Origin of the sequence: Desulfobacter hydrogenophilus, from assembly GCF_004319545.1 — a bacterium.
In the GTDB taxonomy this organism is placed as follows: Bacteria; Desulfobacterota; Desulfobacteria; order Desulfobacterales; family Desulfobacteraceae; genus Desulfobacter; species Desulfobacter hydrogenophilus.
In genome coordinates this window covers 2666366-2686494 of the sequence record NZ_CP036313.1, presented here as the reverse complement: position 1 = coordinate 2686494, position 20129 = coordinate 2666366, and the positions used below count along the sequence as shown (strand labels likewise).

General features: G+C 41.3%; 16 protein-coding genes and 1 pseudogene. 5 read left to right on the top strand and 12 right to left on the bottom strand.

The genetic code is table 11. The features are described 5' to 3' along the window. Position 1 precedes the first annotated feature (1 nt). The 4 genes from recC to EYB58_RS11875 form a co-directional block, all read right to left on the bottom strand. Positions 2 to 3532, bottom strand: coding sequence for an exodeoxyribonuclease V subunit gamma (recC, locus tag EYB58_RS11890; protein ID WP_111958297.1), 3531 nt, complete (start codon positions 3530 to 3532; stop codon positions 2 to 4). 63 nt (positions 3533 to 3595) lie between these two features. Further along, on the bottom strand, positions 3596 to 4501 hold the full coding sequence (locus EYB58_RS11885) for a PQQ-binding-like beta-propeller repeat protein (RefSeq protein ID WP_131072054.1): 906 nt from the start codon (positions 4499 to 4501) through the stop codon (positions 3596 to 3598). Between the two features lie 330 nt (positions 4502 to 4831). Further along, positions 4832 to 5563, bottom strand: a complete 732-nt coding sequence (locus EYB58_RS11880; RefSeq protein WP_111958301.1) for an LEM-3-like GIY-YIG domain-containing protein — start codon at positions 5561 to 5563, stop codon at positions 4832 to 4834. A 94-nt stretch (positions 5564 to 5657) separates the two neighbouring features. Beyond that, entirely contained in the window at positions 5658 to 6017 is a 360-nt protein-coding gene (locus tag EYB58_RS11875; RefSeq protein WP_111958363.1) for a DUF4116 domain-containing protein, read from the bottom strand. 96 nt (positions 6018 to 6113) lie between these two features. Between EYB58_RS11875 and EYB58_RS11870 the strand changes: the two genes are divergently transcribed. Further along, positions 6114 to 7118 (top strand): helix-turn-helix transcriptional regulator, encoded by a 1005-nt coding sequence (locus tag EYB58_RS11870; protein WP_111958303.1) that lies wholly within the window; start codon positions 6114 to 6116, stop codon positions 7116 to 7118. A 561-nt stretch (positions 7119 to 7679) separates the two neighbouring features. Next, the gene (locus EYB58_RS11865; RefSeq protein ID WP_131072053.1) at positions 7680 to 8816 is read left to right on the top strand and encodes a hypothetical protein; all 1137 of its coding nucleotides are present in this window, start codon (positions 7680 to 7682) and stop codon (positions 8814 to 8816) included. A gap of 361 nt (positions 8817 to 9177) precedes the next feature. Here EYB58_RS11865 and EYB58_RS11860 read toward each other — a convergent pair whose 3' ends face one another. From EYB58_RS11860 to EYB58_RS24730, 3 genes are all read right to left on the bottom strand, one after another. Next, positions 9178 to 9963, bottom strand: a complete 786-nt coding sequence (locus EYB58_RS11860) for a PEP-CTERM sorting domain-containing protein (protein ID WP_163354488.1) — start codon at positions 9961 to 9963, stop codon at positions 9178 to 9180. Between the two features lie 263 nt (positions 9964 to 10226). Then, on the bottom strand, positions 10227 to 10679 hold the full coding sequence (locus EYB58_RS11855) for a hypothetical protein (protein WP_111958311.1): 453 nt from the start codon (positions 10677 to 10679) through the stop codon (positions 10227 to 10229). A gap of 736 nt (positions 10680 to 11415) precedes the next feature. Further along, a complete protein-coding gene (locus EYB58_RS24730; RefSeq protein ID WP_368733858.1) occupies positions 11416 to 11625 on the bottom strand; it encodes a DUF6399 domain-containing protein in 210 nt (69 codons plus the stop codon). A gap of 685 nt (positions 11626 to 12310) precedes the next feature. Here EYB58_RS24730 and EYB58_RS11850 point away from each other — a divergent pair. Then, complete coding sequence (locus tag EYB58_RS11850) at positions 12311 to 13135, top strand: PEP-CTERM sorting domain-containing protein (protein WP_111958313.1); 825 nt, start codon at positions 12311 to 12313, stop codon at positions 13133 to 13135. Between the two features lie 153 nt (positions 13136 to 13288). Here EYB58_RS11850 and EYB58_RS11845 read toward each other — a convergent pair whose 3' ends face one another. The 4 genes from EYB58_RS11845 to EYB58_RS24725 all read right to left on the bottom strand — a co-directional run bounded on the left by EYB58_RS11845 (position 13289) and on the right by EYB58_RS24725 (position 14657). Then, the gene (locus tag EYB58_RS11845) at positions 13289 to 13507 is read right to left on the bottom strand and encodes a Tn3 family transposase (protein ID WP_278186442.1); all 219 of its coding nucleotides are present in this window, start codon (positions 13505 to 13507) and stop codon (positions 13289 to 13291) included. A 35-nt stretch (positions 13508 to 13542) separates the two neighbouring features. Beyond that, positions 13543 to 13788, bottom strand: coding sequence for a hypothetical protein (locus EYB58_RS11840; protein ID WP_111958317.1), 246 nt, complete (start codon positions 13786 to 13788; stop codon positions 13543 to 13545). Positions 13789 to 13947: 159 nt separating this feature from the next. Then, positions 13948 to 14169: a hypothetical protein gene (locus tag EYB58_RS23205; protein WP_423201857.1), complete on the bottom strand. Its 222-nt coding sequence runs from the start codon at positions 14167 to 14169 to the stop codon at positions 13948 to 13950. A gap of 368 nt (positions 14170 to 14537) precedes the next feature. Then, the gene (locus EYB58_RS24725) at positions 14538 to 14657 is read right to left on the bottom strand and encodes a hypothetical protein (protein WP_423201856.1); all 120 of its coding nucleotides are present in this window, start codon (positions 14655 to 14657) and stop codon (positions 14538 to 14540) included. A 729-nt stretch (positions 14658 to 15386) separates the two neighbouring features. Between EYB58_RS24725 and EYB58_RS24565 the strand changes: the two are divergent. Further along, positions 15387 to 15536, top strand: a pseudogene (locus tag EYB58_RS24565) (hypothetical protein); the annotation flags it as partial. 198 nt (positions 15537 to 15734) lie between these two features. On the opposite strand, the gene EYB58_RS11825 reads toward EYB58_RS24565, so the two are convergent. After that, positions 15735 to 16655: an Abi family protein gene (locus tag EYB58_RS11825; RefSeq protein ID WP_163354494.1), complete on the bottom strand. Its 921-nt coding sequence runs from the start codon at positions 16653 to 16655 to the stop codon at positions 15735 to 15737. 688 nt (positions 16656 to 17343) lie between these two features. On the opposite strand from EYB58_RS11825, the gene EYB58_RS11820 reads away from it, so the two are divergent. Further along, positions 17344 to 19599 (top strand): hypothetical protein, encoded by a 2256-nt coding sequence (locus tag EYB58_RS11820; RefSeq protein WP_111958325.1) that lies wholly within the window; start codon positions 17344 to 17346, stop codon positions 19597 to 19599. Positions 19600 to 20129: the final 530 nt, after the last annotated feature.

Here is a 20129-nt window from a genome sequence, read left to right as displayed (position 1 = left end):
GTTACACCTCCTTTTCCAGGGCTGAGACAAGTGGTTCGTATAAAGTTTGACAAAGGGAAACAAAATGATTGTCATAAGCCTGCCACAAATAGTCGAATCCGTGATAGGCTCGCCTGAGATAGGCATCATATCCCAGTTCTCCATCTGAGTTATAACCGTCCCCCTCATATGTCTTTGTAGCCTCAGCCTTTGCTTTGTCCTCATCATTTTTAGTCATCAGGGCATGGGCATAGGCCAATCCGGTTTTAGCCGTCACCGGCAAAGGCCGGCTCAGTCCCATAAACACATAAAAAAACATGGTCTCAAGACACGTACAGGCCTGGGACTGTGTAATGGGAGAGAGAACTGCAATCCCATCCGGAGCTACAAGATGACTGGTAAGGTGAACACCTTGGGCGCATCCGGCCACATGTTTCACCCATAGCCCTGCCAGGCTGTGAATTCGATTTACCTTTCCTTTGCTCCCCATAATGGGTTTTGGATAAAAATCCCAGCGTGCGAACCGGGCCAAGCTATTCAAGTTTCCTGTTTTTTGGGAATCATTGATTTCATATATCTTATCCAGCCAATCATCCAGAAAAGCAGCCGGCATTTTATCAGATTCAATTCTCAGGGAAATTTCTAGGGGATCGCAGGGACAGGGCCATTGATCCAACAGAGTCTGATGGCCTTCCAACATATTCATCACCGGTCCTGAAAGTTCGTCTGCAGCAAGATTACCGAATCCGGCCATGGGCAAATTCCCTGTGCGGGTCAGGCGAAGGGCCTCGGTTGTTACGGCAGAACAGACGTCTGAATCCACTGCATGAAGTCCTGCTTCCAACAGTTGCTTTCCCAGTCCAAAAGGCGCCAGAAAATCCAGGGCAAAAGGCTCCTGATCCTGATTGGTCAGGGACAGATCATCAAACCGGATGGACAGACGCTGGTTCAAAAAATACTTGACCGGATTTTTAAAAAACCGAATTAGGGAGCCCAAGTTTAAAATCCCTTCAAAATCAGGCGCATCCAAGAGTTGATTTCTATCTTTATCTGGGCGCTTTGCCTCCTCAGAATCAAGTGAGATTCTCCACTCGTGAGAGTAGGTAAACAGACCGGAGTTGTTATTAAGAAAATAGTCCCGACTAAAAGGTTGCAGGGGATGGAGGCAGGTCAGGATATCCAGCAGCGCCCTGCTTGGGTTTTCGTCTCCAGCATTATCCAGACGCCACCCGGCCTTAATATAATCCCGGAACTGTCCCACCAGGACCGAAGGCATGCGTTCACTGTTGTCCCGGTCATCCCTCCCCACATAGGAGATGTACAGTCGCTCCCGGGCCGAAAGCAGGGCTTCAAGAAAAAGATACCGGTCATCCTCCCGTCGGGACCGGTCTCCAGGCCGGTAAAGCCCTTTGCCTGCCATTAGATCAAAATCAAGGGGGGGATGGCTTCTGGGGAATTCTCCGTCATTCATACCCAGAAGGCAGACCACCTTAAAGGGAATGGCCCGCATGGGCATCAATGTGCCAAAATTAACCATACCAGCCAGAAACCGCTGGGAGATGCTGGACTCCTTCATTTTGGCCAGTATAAATTCCCGTACTACGGCCAGGGGTAATTCTTCATCAAGCTGTGCCTGGGTACAGGCATCAAGCCACTGGTCCAGAATTTGATCCAAACGACTGAGAGTTAATTGATCCTGACTTTCCTGGACCAGAAAACAGTCCCGAGCCAGATTACGGATATTCTGGCACCAAGCCGCTGGATTTCCCGTTTGGTTCAGATCCTGCCACACGCTTTCCAGTTGCCCAATTACGTCGTATAAGGGCCCGACCAAGGCCGCATCAAGCCCACCCACTTCGTCATAGGGTTCAATACCATTCCATTCCCCGCCGTTGCCCACGGCATAGCCTAAAAGCATACGGTCAAGGCCAAAGGCCCAGGTGTTCTGTTCCAGTCCGCCGGGCAGATCGAACAGGGTTCGTTGTTCTCCATTCAGTCCCCAGGAAATACCGGCGCCTTCAGTCCATTGCCGTAATTTGGGTAAATCAGTTGCTTCAATGCAGAAGCGTTTTCTGAAGGCCCCAACGTCAAGAAGGTCCATGACCTCACTGACCCCCATGCGAGAATCCGGCAGGTGCAAAAGAGTTTCCAGTGCTTTGAGCAGAGGTACGCTCTCCCGGTTGGGCTTATCGGCAATAGTAAATGGAATAAACCTGGAATCTGTGGAAGACAGGTTTCCAAATACCGCTTCTATATGAGGGGCATAGGCCTCAATATCAGGGGTCATTACAATAACATCCCGAGGCTTTAAGTCCTCTATGGTTTCATAACAATAGAGGAGCTGGTCCTGGAGGACTTCCACTTCACGCTGCCGGCTGTGGGCTATGTGAAAACAAATGGACTCATCTTTGGGTGCAACCATTTGTTTTTTCTCCTCATCGCTGGGCAGCGGGGAAAGGTCCAGAATAGCTTGCTGGACCTGCTTCAAAATTGGATTGTAGGCACCTGGTACTGTAAAATCTTCAAACAGGTCAATTTGAGAAAAATCTGTTTCATAATTTTTCGGCTCGTCATACCCATAAAGTAGGCCGATGTAATCTCTCCCCTGTTTCCCCCACGCTGCAAGCAGGGGATTGGCATGCTGGTGCAGCTGTTCGGGTGCCAGGGGAATGGGCATGCCAGCCTTGGTTTTGTGCCTGGCGTGCTCAATACGCAAAAGCTCCCTGTCTTCAATGATGTCGGCCCAGAAATGACGGCAGGGATTATGGACAAAAAGCAAAACCTGGCACATGGAGGATACCGCATACAAAGTTTCCAGCACCTGGCGAGGCAGGGATGAAATTCCGAACACAATGACCCGGGGAGGCAATTCTCCGGGCCGCTGTCCGTCTAATGTTCGAGCCTTTTCCAGAAATTTGTGGTGGAGATCGGCCCGGCCTATGGTTCTACATTCGTCCGGGACATCAGCCTTAATCCTGCGCCAGAGTTCAGCTTGCCATTTCTGATTTTCATTCAGGGGAACCGGCGTTCCCGCCACTCTGGCCAGATGGTTACGTCCTTTGGCCCAATCTTCAAGCCAGTCGGCCCGATACACCTGGTACTGGTCATAAAGATCCGCTAGATGGCCGGCAAGTTGGCTCCGTTTGCGCAGATCCTTATCCTGTTCAAGGAAGCGATTCAAAGGATCAAAAATGGATTCATCGGAAAGCATGGGCAAGAGTCGGAAAATCCGCCAGATCAGTCGATCTTTGTCATAGGGAGATTCTTCGGGAATGGTGTCGCTGCCCAATACCGCCCTGTATGCCGCCCACACATACCGACCCGGCAGCTTCATCTCAATTCCTGCACTGATACCGCACCCTTCGTTGGCCGCCAGGGCCAGCTTCAGCCACTGGGCCATACCGTTGCTCTGGACAATAAATTGCTCAGTCTCCAGTACCTGTAAAGGATGGTTCTTAATCCATTCTACAGCCACCTGTTTTAAATATTCCAAATGGTTGGAATGTATAATCGAAAGGCCGGAGGAAAGACTCTGTCCGGAATTGTTTTTCATCAATATTCCTTAAATTATTAATAACTTCCGAAAAGACGTTTGTTGTTCAGTAAACTGACCTTGTTACTCTATGATTTGTAACATTCCCGCTCCAACATAGGCCATTTTTCCTGGGGAAACACAACTAAGTCCTCCCCACGAGCTACCATGGACATCCGTGGAAAAAACGATCTCGCCCTCTCCGGTAAGACACAGAAGTTTACCGTCATCAAGCAAATAAATTCTTCCCTCACTATCAACAATCGGCTGACAATGCCCCAAATTCGTGTCATCTCGCAGCGAATGCGTCCAACACTCACTCCCATCGACAGTTAACTTCGCTACCCATTTATCTGAACGCGCAATCCATGAGTCTGGAGAATATTCTGCAAAAACAGAGGCTCTGGCGTACGTACCAAGAAGCGTTCCATTAGGAGAAAAAAAAGCCGACTTCTTATCATTCTTAGATCCAACCGCAGCAATATTGTCCTGATTAATCGTTGGCAACATATCCGCCTCTTTGAATTCCGTTTTCCAGACCATTTGGCCGTCAAGACTGACGCGGCAAAATCCATCTCCATAATAACCCGCTATAGCTAACGAGTTATCGGGATAGATTGCGGGTGGAAGAACATCATAACCAAAACACCCAACCTCTCTTACTCCCATCGAGTCAACACACCAGATCTCTCCGTTTATACTTGAATAAAGAATTTGTCCTGCTTTTGTAATGTTTGGCGCGCAACCAGAGTCATCAGGAAGAAAAATCTGTTCTTGGAATACACGATGCCCGTTGGCGTCATATACACAAATACTATCGGAAAGCGCAACCAAACACGCACCATCTTCAAGCGCCACGGGTAACGAGCAATGCTGAGGCCGCTTATTCTCTGCGTCGCGCAATCTAACGGACCATAAAATTTTTCCATCAATGGAGATCGCAGATAAGCTATTATCATACTCAACCCGTAAAATCATTGTATCCGTCATCACGCATCCCCCCCTAAGGGTGACTTTTCTTCCATCTTGTGAGCTTGGAAGCGAGACCCTGCGAATAATTTTACCGTACTCGGCTCCCGGGAATGGGACATGGGATCGGTTCCTTTGGTCATAACCAGACCGTGGCCAATAAGATTGGGCTAATTGAGTATTTTGTACCATATTTTCTTCCTGTGGGTAAAATCATCGACCTTCTGCATAGCAGAGGTATGATAAAGCGTATTCGTATTCGAAAAGAGTATTATAGTAGGAAAGCCCCTAAAGGAACTGCTTAACACCCTGGCCGCCTACTACATCTCAATATTCTATCTGGTCTGCTTTTTACCATGTATATTTTATTGGGTTAGCAGCACCTTTTTTGCGATATTTATCGGGAATCCTTTTGTCAACATATAGGTCACGAATTTCTTTTGAAGCCTCATTCCCAGTAAAACCATAGCGCCCTGGAATATTTTCTTTGCCAGGGAAATTTTTATCTGTTGCATCAAGCCATTCTTCTGCGACGAAGGCACCTACTATGAGCCCTTGTAATGTTGACAAGATAACGTCTGCGAATTCTGCTTTTTTTTTGTTAAGACGCCATGCATATCTTGTCGCCTCATATAAAGATACTTCAGAAGCACTTCGATTGACACTTATTAAAATGGCTTTGTGATGAAATACAGCAATTTCGGCACAATAGTGTTTGATAATTTCCTTTGCGTGCATAGTTCCGAAATCAGAATTACCATGCCCGGTCATAACATTTGTAAGCCCTGGATATGCATCAATTAGTGCAGCCTCTACTTCGAACGCAGTTTTTTCATCCATTCCATGACGATGAATCACATGGGCCACATCAAAGCCTGCAAGGTGAATCTCCCGAATCTTAGTCATTTTTTCACAGAGAGCATCTTTCTCTGTATCACCTTGAACATGGGAGAAAATCCGATTCCCTTTCCCTTTGCCGACGTAAAAAGTTTCTCCATTCCTTGGATCAATAAGGCGGTAAACATAATTTTTTAATTTACTAATAACCTCTGAAGGGAATCGGTCTCCGTTTTTTTTTAACATGATATCCTTTTTCCTTAGTATTGGCATTAAATTACAGATAAATTTCTTTGGATGAACATTTCAATTGCAACCGATTTAATCAAATTAATAATAATCAATCCCACCTCAACATTTTGTCAAAGGTATCTGGGGAGTGTTCTCTAAATTTCACATAATAAATATATGAATAAAAATAGTTTGGGGCAGTTGAAGATAACATTGGAATGTCATATTTTAAGCCTGACACTGGATCAATGATGTTGAAGTAATATGCATTATTTTTGACAACCCGGCTGGCCAATCCTTCATCTTTCTGCAAGTTTTCTGAGGCGAACTGAAATGCAGACTGATTGTTTTCGATAGCAGCCAATACGATTTCTTTATCATTCTGCAACTCTTTCGAAACGATTCGAAGCTTCATGCCGTCTTTCATAACCGTCTGCAACGCTTCTTTTCTATTGGATATTAACTTCATTTCAAAATCCTCCATTTGATTGATTTTTTGTAGAGTATCATGATACCGTTCCATTAAACGGAACGATGTTATACTTTTTTAAAAAAGGTCTTCAACATGCCCAAAAAGAGAAATTCATCAAAAACGTATGGTCAAAAAATTATCAGTCTTTTCGCTCATATGATGTTCACCGGTAAAAAAAGATCGCTAAGCGAACTGGCACAAATGCTGGATTGTTCAAAGCAGACTGTCTTGAGGCTCATTGATGATATCACCCTGTCATACAGTGTAAAGATAGAAGAATCGTATCACGGGAGGCAAAAATATTTCCGGATAGAGCGTCCCAAAACGATTTTACCAGTCAATCTTTCAGAAACTGAGTTGGGTGTTCTTCAGATGTGCCATGCATTTGCAAAACACTTGCTGGGGAAACAGCTTTTTAATGAAGCTACAACTGCTATTGAAAAAAGCCGGTCGCAACTGCCCCCAAAATGTAATCCTTCTTCAAAGCATTTTGCCAGTATTATTCCTGGAAGTATTGATTACACAGAATACCATCAGATTATTCTTGATTTGATTTCTGCAATGGAAGACAGACAAATCTGCAAAATAAAATACAAAAGCATCTCTGAATCAAAGGCAAAACTTTTTTATATTAAGCCGTTAAAAATTTTTTCCCATAAGGACACAATGTATTTGCATGCTAAAATGGCAATATTTCCGGGAAGACCGTACAAGGAGCCGGAGTTTGATCCGCTTCTTGCAGTTCATAGGATAGAAGCAATTGAGGAGACAGATACTCACTATGAATTTCCCGGCGATTATAATTTTGAAAAAGCGTTCAATCAACATTTTGGCGTTATTCAAGGAAAGGCTTTTCAGGTTACTGTTGAGTTCAGTGGGTGGGCTGCTGACTATGTCGCAGAACGTATTTGGAGTCCGGATCAAAGTATAACTCATACGGAAGATGGGAAGATTGTTCTGATGTTTACCTCATCCTCTGAACCTGAAATAATATCATGGGTATTGTCCTTTGGAGTAGAAGTTAAAGTGCTACAGCCAATTCTATTGGCAGAAAAAATTAAAAAAAATATTTCGGATATGCAATTAATTTATAAATAAAAACGTAGGTTTAACGTAAAGGCAAAAGAGAATGTTTTTATTGATGCTTCGAAGGATCTTTTTGAACAAAATGAGTAATATCAAGGCAAGCTTTAATGGTATAAAAGCGGACTGCCAACGATTTCAGAAAAGTGAGAAATGGCAGAAGCAGTGCTCGGTACTTTTGTTTTAGAAATATGACAGACCTTTTTATTGAGTCTCAAAAAACGATCGTTTGATGTAGGAGTCCATGCCAAAACGGGGGCTGAAAGTTACGAAGCCATGCCCGATAGCCCCAGCTTATTCTAAATTTTTTCAATTTCCCGTTATCATTTGTGAGCCCATCACAAATTCTAAATAGGGGGGTTTTGTCCAAAACCCCCCTATTAGATGCTTTCCTGGTTTACCAACCGTTTTTTTTTGGGCAAAATGGAAAAAAATATAAGCTCAAGTTCGATTCTTTGATACAATAAAGGAAATTTAAAAATGAGGATGCGCCAGCAGATGATTGGCCGGTTATCAGGGAATCTTGACTGGTCAACTCGACCATTAGGCGAGCGAAATTGAAAAGGGGGTATTGATATGACACGATTCATGTCCGTCCTTTTAATAATTGTTATGGTAACAATCGCTGGATGCGCCGCTACGAACCAGGCGCAACACCATGCGGAATCGCAGCCGCAGGAAGTGCTGGGTACCATGGTCATTAGGATCAACCCCACAGATTTGGCTTCGCTGCCAGAGCCACCCATTGACTTGATGTTGCATATTAGGCAAATGACGGGTGGGCACGACGTGATATACGACATCGCCGACGGCATGGCAATCTGGGAATTGTTCACAGAAGGACCGAACGATGTAGGTGTGTGTTTTCAAAACTTTAGGCTGGTATTGCCTCCTGGAAATTATTTTGTGGCAGGACTTGATGTACGGGCTAAAAGCCTTTCGGACAAGCCGTTTTTTCTGCCGACTGGTGGGCCGAGTTTCACAGTTCCCAAAGGAGGTTGTGTTTACATCGGTCGAATTAATGCAACGTATCTGCGCCTACCCCCTGGGTCTTTGGATCAAGCCAAGGCAACAACTGGCAAAATATCCGCTGCGACGGGTAATCCACTGCGTATGATTTATTTGACGAAGGGAGCCCTATTAGCTACGGCTCTATTTGTAGATCAACCTACGGAAGATGAATGCACACCGGCAGGGGATTATTGCAAGCAACTGCTGGCCTACGCTCATCATAACGTGTGTACCGTCCAATGTGTCGCTGCGTTAACTGGCTGTGCTTCAGCCCATGACAAAGGACAAGTGTATCATCTACTGCCGCCAAACGCCGAAAGCGAGTATCTAAAAACTGTTAATGTTGGCATCTTACTCGAAGGAAGTGTTACACCCACCGAGATTTCTTACTCGATCACGCTGAAAGTTCAGAAACCTTTGCCTAAAAGCGCTATCGCCGTTCTAAAGTTTGAGAATCCAGATCCGCGAGCCGATCCGGTGGAAGTCGTGTACGAACCCAAACCCGACCAGAAGGAAATTTTTGTGATCTCGCCCAGTGTCGCGTGCATTGTCAACGGCAGATATTACAGGGTTGTGGTTACGCTGTTTGGCGACCGCGAACGTCGCGACATTCTGGGGACGCATGAACAGATGGTCGCGTTTTTTGTCTCCTCTAAGATACTTAGGATGCTCAGTGTGCCCGAATGTCGTCCAACTGAATAAAAGGTACTGGACGAAGTCAGCACCGCAATTCACGGCGGCGGAGCCGCCGTGAACAAGTAGTTAAGCGGTTGTCCGCATATCGGCCTCATGAAAACGCAGCTATGTTTTCATTGGGCCTTCACCCAAATGTGGGTGCAATTAAACATTTAGGGGAAATCTGTCATAGAATTTTTTGAAAATTCAATTTTTTCAAAGCCTTAAGAAAGAATTAAGGTTCCCGTTTTTGAGGCTATTTTAACCCGAATTTTTGGGGGGATATAAAATTCTTTCTAAACCATTTTATTTCAATAGGTTATCCGTTTTGCTATGACAGATTTCCCCTAAATGTTTAATTACACCCTAGGTACGACTCACGAGGAGTTTATTGCTGTTTCTTTCTGTTACCTCCGGCGAGGCCGAGAAGACCAAGGCCGAAAAGAAGCATTGTTGCAGGTTCTGGGATTGCCGAAGGTTCTGGAGCTGATCCTGCACCAGGGATAGGCACTGCATTGGCAGCAAACAAAGGTGTTCCACTCGTTGTTGTTGCGATTATATTATCACCAGTTATTGGGTGACCATTAAGCATGTAAAGGGAGGATACGCCATCAAAAAGGGGATGAGTGCTTGATATATTTGTCGCACCACCCAAACCAATAAAATAGGTTCCAAAACCCATTCCGTATTGACTTAAGAATCCATTCCAGGCTGTCGCTGCTCCACTAGGATTACTCATGCCAAGGCCTGCATGGATATATACACTTCCACCACCAGTAACATAATCCTCAAGAACATCTAAACCGGCTGTTGACAACCCACTACTAAAAAATAATGCATCATATTGAGATAGTGTTTCAAGATCAAAAGATATCCCATACCCGGTGGTATAAGTATATCCGGCATTGTTCAATGTATTTATTAAACTGGACTGTGTTAATGATTGGAAATCTGAGTAGGCGTGTATTTTCCCTATATTATCTCCTGTAAGGTATTCAGCTAAATTAATGGCGAAATTAGATGTATCAACCGGACGACTTGAAAATCCTGTATTTGTAAATATCCAGTCATCACTTGCGATTACAACAGATCCGGCTTCTGCAGAGTCAGGGACCATTCCATTTATTAGAGTGGCCAAAAATAAAAAAATGGCTAATATAATCTTCTTTTTCATTTCTTTTTTCCTTGTTAAGAATACTGTATTAATTACACATATGTTCTTTCTGATAGTTATGCTAAACATACATACGTATCGGGAGGGGAAAACAGTCATATAATTTTTTGAAAATTTAATTTTTTCAAAGCCTTAAGAAAGAATTAAGGTTCCCGTTTTTGAGGCTATTTTAACCCGAATTTTTTGGGGGATATAAAATTCTTTCTAAACCATTTTATTTCAATAGGTTATCCGTTTTGCTATGACAGATTTCCCCTAAATGTTTAATTCGACCTATTACTGGAGACATCTAAATACCCAAGGTTGCCCAGTTCCTCATAATAGAGGTGACCCATCTCGGAACTGGTGATATTGAAACCTGCCGTGGTGGTACCGTCAGCTCCAAAATCCCAGAGACCATCAACAGTGGTCGGCAGGCGCCAAGAGCTTGTTCCCCATTCCACCGTGTAGTCAGAATCAATGTTGTAGGTCAAAACATTTGTTCCATTAAGATTTGATGCCCAGCTAATCTGATCGGCCCATTTTGCACGATCATTTGTATAATCCAGCCACACCACTGAATTGCCGTTGTTGTCATCGTCCCAGATAAGATTGTAGTCTTGTCCATTGTAAGTGGCCGTGCCGATCGTCGTTAAAGCAGCATGGCCCATGCCGGACATCATTAAAAAAAACAATGAAATAAAAATTGAACATAAAAAAGATTTGAACCGAAACATTAAAATTCTCCTTTTTCTTAAAAGAGTCGGATAAAAATACGAACTTCAATTTTGCGAATATCACTATTTTTCTCTTTTTGGAAGGAAAAAATAGTTAGTTCCTACTTAAAATCAATATATTATTAACTATTTGTTATTAAAATAAATTTTGAGTATTTATATTCATAAAAATTGAGTTTTTGAACGTTACGCTGCCCGCACAATCAAATATTTGTCTAACCTGAATGGACCAGCGGGGTCATTTGAACAGAAACTTACGGTTTGAACTCACTGTCAATATGTCAAAAGTGGGGAGGTAATAGTAAATGCGAAAAAAACGTCGCTAAGCTCAAAAGCGTTGGAATTAAATGCTCTCTGGCGGTATTCATAACGGTGTAGAATCCGCTAATATTCCAGACAGTAAAGACTGTCCAAAAAACCATATAAAAGAGCCAGAAAAATCATCCATAATTACAAATGGTTAATTTCTCCAAAAAGACATGTCCATAAACTAAAGTTATTGGACAACTCCTTAACGACGTTTTTTTCGCATTTACTATTACCTCCCCTATATCGCTCTCTTGGGAAAACGGGCGCATTCCCACTTTCCGGGTCGACTGGGCAACTCTTTAAGCAAGAATTAAAGGCATCCTTCATATGATCCCAAAAGTACTTTACAGTTTTTGAATGGAGGTTCCCGAAAAATGGGAGTCGGCATCTGGAAAATGGGGGTTGATCATAAGATCGGCCATTCTCACTAACTCACCATCTTTATTCTACTTCTTGGCCTTGCAGGTAAAGGCATATTTTCAACAAGCCATTCAAACATGTTGATCGGTTTGTTTTCAAAAAATCGTTCTGCCGCAGTGGTCCCGTCAGGCCTTTTTAAATGGAAGTTATGAATTACCGTCAAACCCTTCATTGGTGATGCAAAGATAGTTGAGCATTTCGTCCTTCTATGTTGAATACATCGGAAAGGCCCTTCTGGTTGATACTTTTATTTCACTGTAATAATTAAAAATTATTTGTTTTGGCGTAAAATCAGTCAGAAATTTAGTTTCAAAAAACTTACAATAGAAAACATGGGCTATAATTTTTATTCCATTGAATGTTTTTGGGGTTCTGACTTTTTTATTTCAATGGGCTTTAATTTACTAATACCTCTTAGACAAGGGCGTTTCCTGAAAAAGAGTTGCCGGATTTTGAATGGTCTCTGTGTCCGGAACTTGCAATAGAATATTTTTTCTGATCAATGTTTTCTATTGCAAGTTTTATTCAGGGCTTGTTCTGTGTATTTTTACACCAAAATTAATATTGCCTATCATTTCAAGTAGATAAAATATCAACCAGAAGGGCCTTTCCGATATATTCAACCTGATTGGCTGGTAAAGGCGGTTGTGTAAAAAAAGTGCTAACTATTATGATATAAATTTCATGTTCTGTTGAAATTATCGCTATCTGAGAAATTTTAATTAATTCTTAATGAAATAACTTTTCTTTTAAATTTATGGGGTTATGAAAGACTATCAAAGGCACACCATACTATATTATTAGATTATTCCACTTTTGGGTCTGTTTTCTGCATATGACTTTGCTGTAATTGTGTTGATTGTTTTTTTAACGAAAACTTATTCAGTAAAGGAAATGTATTCATGCAAAAAATAAAAAATGTTTTTTTATTTTTCTTGTTAGTTGTTTTTGCCTTGGTTGGGACGGCCCACGCAGACCACATCCTGTTGACTCAATTTGACTATGACGGTTATATTCAAATGGAAAATAACCTTGAGAGTGACGGCCACACTGTGGATATCGTTAATGCCAAAACAGGAGGGAACATTGCAACGGCCCTTTCGACTAATGCCTATGATCAGGTTTTTTTCTATGACCTGACAAGCAGTCTTTATGTTAACCAAGACGATATTGATGCCTTGACTGGTTTTTTCACCGACCATAATTCCATTGTGGTGGATTCCAGATCCTATGGTTATAACCATGTCCCTGAAGAGGCCTCAGGTAAGGCCCTACTCCGGAACATTGCTGCTGAGTTTGATAGCCGGGGTGGCGGACTCTGGATAGGTACAGATCACGATCCCGCATGGACCCAGAACGCTAATCCTCTTCTGACTGCACTGGGAATTGAAACCATTACCGGCTCTTACTCCCAAGCCGTTAATAATTGGGATCCCAGTTCTGTGTTGCTGGATGGAGTGAACCCCACAACACTATGGGCCCAGGGTGCAAGCGTCGGCTCAGTTCCCTTAGGAATCCAGTCCAACGGTATTGATATGCGCTTCCATTTCGGCCATTCCAGTGCAACATATGGTGCGATTCCTTATATTTCCGCAAGCTTTGGTGAATATGTGGCACCGGACGAAGATCCTGATAACCACTTTGATAATCCGGTTCCCGAACCCACCACTATGATACTATTTGGCATCGGACTTCTGGGCCTTGCCGGTATCCAGCGCAAAAGCTGATAGTCAATCGTTTTAAACAAAAAAAGCCTTTGATCGCCAAAGTGCGATCAAAGGCTTTTTTTTGTTTCGTGGACAGGCCTATTTTGAGGTGCGGAACCAATTCCTGCAAAATCACGCAGTACGGAAAATTGATATCGATTTTCCTGAGTGTATTCAATTACATGGTGACACCACCTCCAGTTGATAGTCAATGTTGATCGATTTCCTGAGTTCATCCAGGAAGTAGGCTCCGAAGCGGTTAATATTGGCTTTGCGGTATGGAGCCAGGCAGGCGGCCTGTTCTCTGGTAATCACATGCCCTTCCCGAATGAGCTCGTTCATGATTTTGCTCTGATCATGAACATTCATGAAGATCAGGATATTGGCGACCAGATGGCCATACTTGGGGTTACCCCAACCAAAGCGAATTATGTTATGTATGGTTGGGAGACCATTTCACGATGCGCTTTCAAAATAAGAAATTCCACCACGGCAGTTTGAGAAGACAAGTCCAAGTCTTCCTGCAAATCCCGCAATGCTTTTTGACTCTCAATGCTCAAGGTAAAGGATTTCACATTTTTTTTGATATTCGGCTTCATCCTTTTTCGCCCAGCTCCTGGACGCACACCACCACGGTTCTGTTTAGTTTCAATGTTAATCAACTTTTCCTTCATAAAAAAACAACCTTTTTTATTTGATTTAAATAATATAAAAATCAAAGAAATCTGACATATAATTAACGACTAAATACCACAGAAACGAACGACCGGAAATGGGAATCCATGGCGTAATACACACGCCGCCTTCGCTCCGCTCTGGCGAAAAAAGCTGGGTTACATCGATATACCATAGTCATGATCCTGGCTCATAGCCGCCCGTTCCTGCCGAACTTTGGCTTTAGCGTTGGCGGCGGTCCGGGTGGCGTAGTCGTCAAGATTCCGGTGCCGGTCGGCAATTGCCGGCGAACATGATTTAATGGCGGCAGCGGTCTTCTCTGTACCGTAACGCATCACGATCTCTTTAGCCGCTCTGAAGTCTAAACGACTGTCATCCAGGGGCCAACCCTTCGACCGAGCTAAACGCTCATATTTGCACCGTTCTTGGGTGTAATTGCATATTTAGGGAAAATCCGCCATAGGATTTTATCGATCTAACTTTTTGAGTAAATGGCGGCCAAAACCCCTTTGACAAGTGCTATTGATGTTAAACTTATTTTTCGAATTATTTTAGATGGTTTTTGCATAAAAGAATAGGAATTCTTTAACTGGTGAAAATGTTCGTTTTTTCTGCCATCAATGTCGCAATCGAGAGCTATATTTCATAGAGCTTTTCACTTCCAGATTTTTTTGATTTTCAAACGCCTTAAAATGGGAAGTGAATTATTGAGATAGGGCACTGTAAATATTCATATTAGGGTGAAATCCTATGGCGGATTTTCCCTAAATGTGCAATTACACCCATTGTTGTGCAGTTCCATGCGCACGACGGTAACCTTCCTGCCAGACCGAATGATCTTGCCGTTGGCATAAAAACACTCTCCCAAACCCGGCCGCAAATAGTCTACTCGCAAGTCGATGGTCCCGCTCTTCCAGAATTCTGGGGGGAATATCCTCTATCGGTTTTTTATGCGCCTTTTCAACGATTCCGATGGCGGCCATTATACCGCCGGTGGTATCCAGCACTGACGATATGACCCCGCCGTGCAATACGTTATGAGCATAGTTGCCGACCAACTCGGGCTTCATGTCGAAAGCCACCACTACATTGTCGCGTGCTATGCGTTCAATGCGCATCCCGAGGAACTTGTTGAAGGGTGTTTGGTATTGGAATACATAAGCCAGTTTTTCCAAAATTTCGGTCAGGGATTTTTTTTCAGCATGCATGCTTACTACCTTACTATTATGATAATAATCGTACAACGGTAAAATTTTAGGGGTATTTTCGTTGGAAGGGGTAGTGGAAGCGAAGCTGCTCTGAGCAGCCCAGGCATTTGCTAAAGTTCTATTTTTCCAGTTTAAAACTGTTAAAAACAGTTAGTAGAGGTTTATAACGGAAACTAATAATATCCTGGTCAAGCCGTAAGTTTTTGTTCAAATGCCCCCGCTGGTCCTCACTGTAAAAAAAAGGGGGGGGGGGCTGAAACCTTGTTTTGGCCCCAAAAGGGAACCCTTTTGACACAAAAAACGTGGATCATTAACCTTTTGAAATAATTATATATTGAAACAATCAAAAGGGGCTGTCAAAAACATCGGCATAAAAATTAGGTTATGCCGGTGTGTCTACGGATGAACAGAATCTTGATTTACAAATTAATGCTCTCACGGCTGCCGGGTGTGAGGCAATTTATACCAATGAAGGCATTAGCGTAGCGGTATTACCAAGGAGCGGGATGGCCTTTCTCAGGCGCTTTCAGCGATTCTAAGTTCATATGTTAACTCTTTATGAATATTAACTATTTGTATAAAGTTATATTCGTAGTTTTGTTTCTCAACACTTAAAATTCAGGATTAAGGCGTGCAGTGGATCATACAAAATTGTATCGTATGGTATTCCTCAGAAAAGAATATGTTTTTTCGATTAAAAATAATTAATAGCTGTTCACATGTTGAACAGCCAGTAATTATTCTTCTATAAGGTACGTATAAATCTCGTTAAGATCCAAACCAATTTTGTGAAGGAGTGATTCATCTAATTCTAAAAGCTGTTCACATAATCTGGCTCCCCAATTTGAATCATTATTAATCCGGGTTAAAATAAACCAGATCATAAAATAAATTACACACGGAGAATTGGGAGAACCAGAATATTGTGGGGCAATATTTTTTAATACTGTTCTCGCGGGAGGATAGGATATTTTAACATTCCAAACTCTTTGATGATGAGCACATTTATTTCTTATAACAGTTAGGGAAAGCAGTATCGCCTCCAGAACCTGCCAACTTGTTTTAAATTTTTTGGCTATCTTCCTTTTATATTTAGTCCGCAATATTGAATAAATTTTAGATACCTGACCAAGCGTTAGGACTTCCATAACCACCCAGCCAGGAGGATAATCAGGAAAAGAGTATTTGGAATAGTAATGGACAATAGGGGTAGCATCTATCTGACGATCAATACTACTACAGATAGACTGAAGGTAGCCGTCAAAACTCTGAAAAGACTTACCTTTATCCGGTGAATAATTGTCAAAATGATTTTCATTTAAGAACCAGTGTGCGTCACCAGTTCTTAAACTCATGTAGTTGGTTGTGGCCGCCCTAACTGCAACTTCAATACGTTCAATGGCTTCCATCAGGGTCAGTTTTAGTTTGCGATCAAAAATATACAAACTTAAAATACGATCAAATTCAACACCATCCCGAAATTTATCTTTTTCTGATTGGTAGGGTAGAAAATAGGCCGACAATCTGTAATAACCAATAAAATTTAAATACCGGATTGTTCTTGTTTCGTCTTCGATATCTAAACCACGATTTCGTAGTTGTTGTAAAAGCTCAGTATCAGGGCATGGTGGTTTGTCATATGGAATTTTCGAAGTCAATTTTATACCACCATAATATAAGAACGTTTTGGGTATAAAAAACCCACTTAGCCTCTCTTAACGAGATAGTTACCTGTACAAATGCACAGAGCTAAATGGGTATTATTCAATGTAAATATATCTATGTATAATATACATATACGTAAACAGTAAGTCAAGAAAAGTTAGTGACACATGATAGAATATTTGAATTTTATAATAAAATTCAAATATTCTATCATGTGTCACCATGAAAACCAACATTTATTTCGGATGTCATTGGATTTAAGAGACGATCTATTTTGCGTATTGATTCTGATGTCCAAACAGCCGTTTTAATCGTACCATCAAAAACGTTCGTTTAAAATAACCAATTAGGAAATCAATAAAATTTCCTCTCTCATTTTATTTATGGATCTTAACTTTCTGTCCAAAATTAATATCAGGATGGTTTATTTTGAGCCCACAATACTTCTGGTAGTCCGGCCTTTTCTATAATCATAGCCAGTCATGTTTTAATACCATATTGTGGGCCTTGGCATTACTCATTTCCCTTGTGACTATCACCTGGATACATGATCCTTTTGAAAATTCAGATTAATGCAAGGATATTTGAGTATAGATTTCCCTCTCTATCCACGATATATAAACTTTCAAAAATTATGAAAAATATCGAGCGAATTGCATTCCACTCATTCAAGAGGTTCAAATGACAGAAAATCTAAAATCTTGGGGGACATTAGAACGTAATGTTAGAACAATCGCTTCATTTAAGTGGAATAGAAATTGTATTCCAGAGCAAATATCGGGTGTGAATATTGACGCTGTTGTTAAATTGGAACATGATTATTATATCCTGGTAGAAGTTACTGAAAGGAAATCGCTTACAAAAACCCGGGAAGATATTAATAAACTGATAATGGCCAAAGCCTCTCTTTTCACAAAATCGATTTTCGCAAAATGCTATTGTGTCACTTTAGATAATCCAACTCCTGCAATGCAAAATGCAGGAAAAGAAAATTCAATCGAAGTCATGTCATACAAAAATTTTGTAAAAGATTTTTATGATTTCGAATCATATAATCATATAAGAAAGCAAAGGCCTTTTGGAAGTTCGTATAACCCATATACAGGTGAAGTTGATCGAACAACTTATATTCCAGTGCATTATTATAGTAAGACTTTAAAAAAAGACCTTACAATTGATGAAATCATTAAGAAACTTCAAAGTGGTAAAAAAATTATATTGTTAGGTGATTATGGCACCGGAAAAAGCCGTTGCATACGAGAACTTTTCTTCCTCTTGTGTAAAACGTCAAAGGCCTCAAAAGTGTATCCTTTGGCAATTGATTTGAGGGAAAATTGGGGGCTAAATTCTGGGGCAGAAATTATTAGACGGCATTTCCAAGAGCTTGGGTTAGAAAAAATAGCTGATAACGTTATTAAAAGTTATAGGGAGATACCTTTTTGCTTTATGTTAGACGGCTTTGATGAAATTGGCTCGCAAGCTTGGAATGAGTCTCCCAGTAAACTGAGCCTCATTAGAAAAAAATCCTTAGAAGGTGTTCGACACTTAATAACAAATGTAAACCATGGAATGCTAATTTCCGGTAGGAAGCATTATTTTAACACAGATCATGAAATGCACGAATCATTGGGAACCTCACCTGATCAAGTTGAAATTATACAGTGCTACGATGAGTTTACTGATGATGAAATGGTCGCCTTTCTAAATAAATTATCAAATTCAATTATATTGCCTGACTGGCTTCCACGCCGTCCATTGATTTGTCAGGTAATTATTACTTTTGACGACCTTACTATAGAACAATTATTATCTTCAAACGAAAATATTTTTGGGTTTTGGAAATTATTCATTGATGCTGTTACCAAAAGAGAGTCAAATATAAGATCCGCATTGGACCCTACATCCATTAAATCAATTTTAAAAAAGATAGCGCGGCGTACTCGATTGAAGCCAGGAGTCGTTGGCCCGATTACTCAAACGGAAATAAACGCTGCGTTCGAAGAGGTTGTTGGAACTCCTCCGATAGGGGAATCTGCAATTGTTTTACAACGGCTCCCTGGGTTAGGCCGAGTCAAGAGTGAGAGCGACGAGCGTCAATTCATTGATATCTTTATTTTAGATGGCTTATGGGCTGAAGATATAATTGATGCCGTAAACTCCTTTGATAAAACTATATTATCAGATAATTGGAAAAATCCGCTAAAAAAGGTTGGACTCGAAATCGTTGCAACTGAAATTAATGGGAATGGGAATGGGGATTCTAAAATATCATTTTATATTGAGTATTTAAAAGAGGCTTGTGAATCGAATAATATAATTCTCTCCTGCGATCTCATAGCAAGTATTATTTTAGGGTGTGCAAATGGCAAAAAAATAGATTTTCCTGATATAAAATTATCTGACGGTCATTTTTCTCTTTTAGATTTTTCAGATAGTCATGTTGAAAATATAACTTTTAAAGAATGTATTATCGAAGAATTCTATCTTCCTAAGAAAAAATTAAAGAACATAAATCTCATTGATTGTACAATAAATCAACTCTATGGAATATCCTCAGATGCCTCTCTACCTAATTGGGTTGAAAGTTGCTTAATTGAAAATTTTGAAGCAGTTGACACTGTTTCAAGAATCAAAAAAGCAAATCTTTCAATACCTCAACGAATATTCATCACTATTATAAGGAAGACGTTTTTCCAACCAGGATCAGCAAGAAAAGAAGAGGCTCTCCTTAGAGGGTTGGGTCTAATAGACAGAAAAGGATTCACTAAAAAAATTGTCAATTTGCTTATACGAGAAAATATAATTGAAAAAGACAAAGGGAAAGAAGGATATTTATATATCCCAAATAGAAGTGAAGTTGCAAGAATGAAATCTATTTTGGATGATTTGAAACATAGTAAGGATAAACTTTGGCAAAGAATTAGTAATATGGAATAGTCAAGTAGACTATTCCATATTACTCAAGACGAATTATCCGATCCATGAGCTTTTAGGGGCGAAAGTTGTCAAAGATACCATTTGAATAGCTGAAAAATCTTAGAGGGCAATATCAGGAATCACTAACCCACACTATGTCTAAAGTTCTGACCGAGGCACTTATCAATGAAGGCGTTGACTACTTTTGTTATTGGTGATGCCAGTTGAATGTTCGTGGCACCCTTATAATCTACTTTGCCCCTCATGACACCCTCGCTTCCACTGGGCCGCATCGCCAGTATTTAGTATCGAATAAATCTGGCCTGGTAACATTTAAATCTGGCCAGTAACATTTATTCCTGGCCCAGAAACGGTTAAATCCGGCCCGGAATTTTGGATAGAATCATTTAATCATGGCCGAGGTTTCTTGATAAAATCAAGCCAAGGCCATTATGAAATCAGGCCGCTACACATAACTGAACAAAAACAACGCTCCACATAAAAACTGTACCTCAGAGCAGCTACCCTCCTGTTAGGCCTAATTGCGAAGG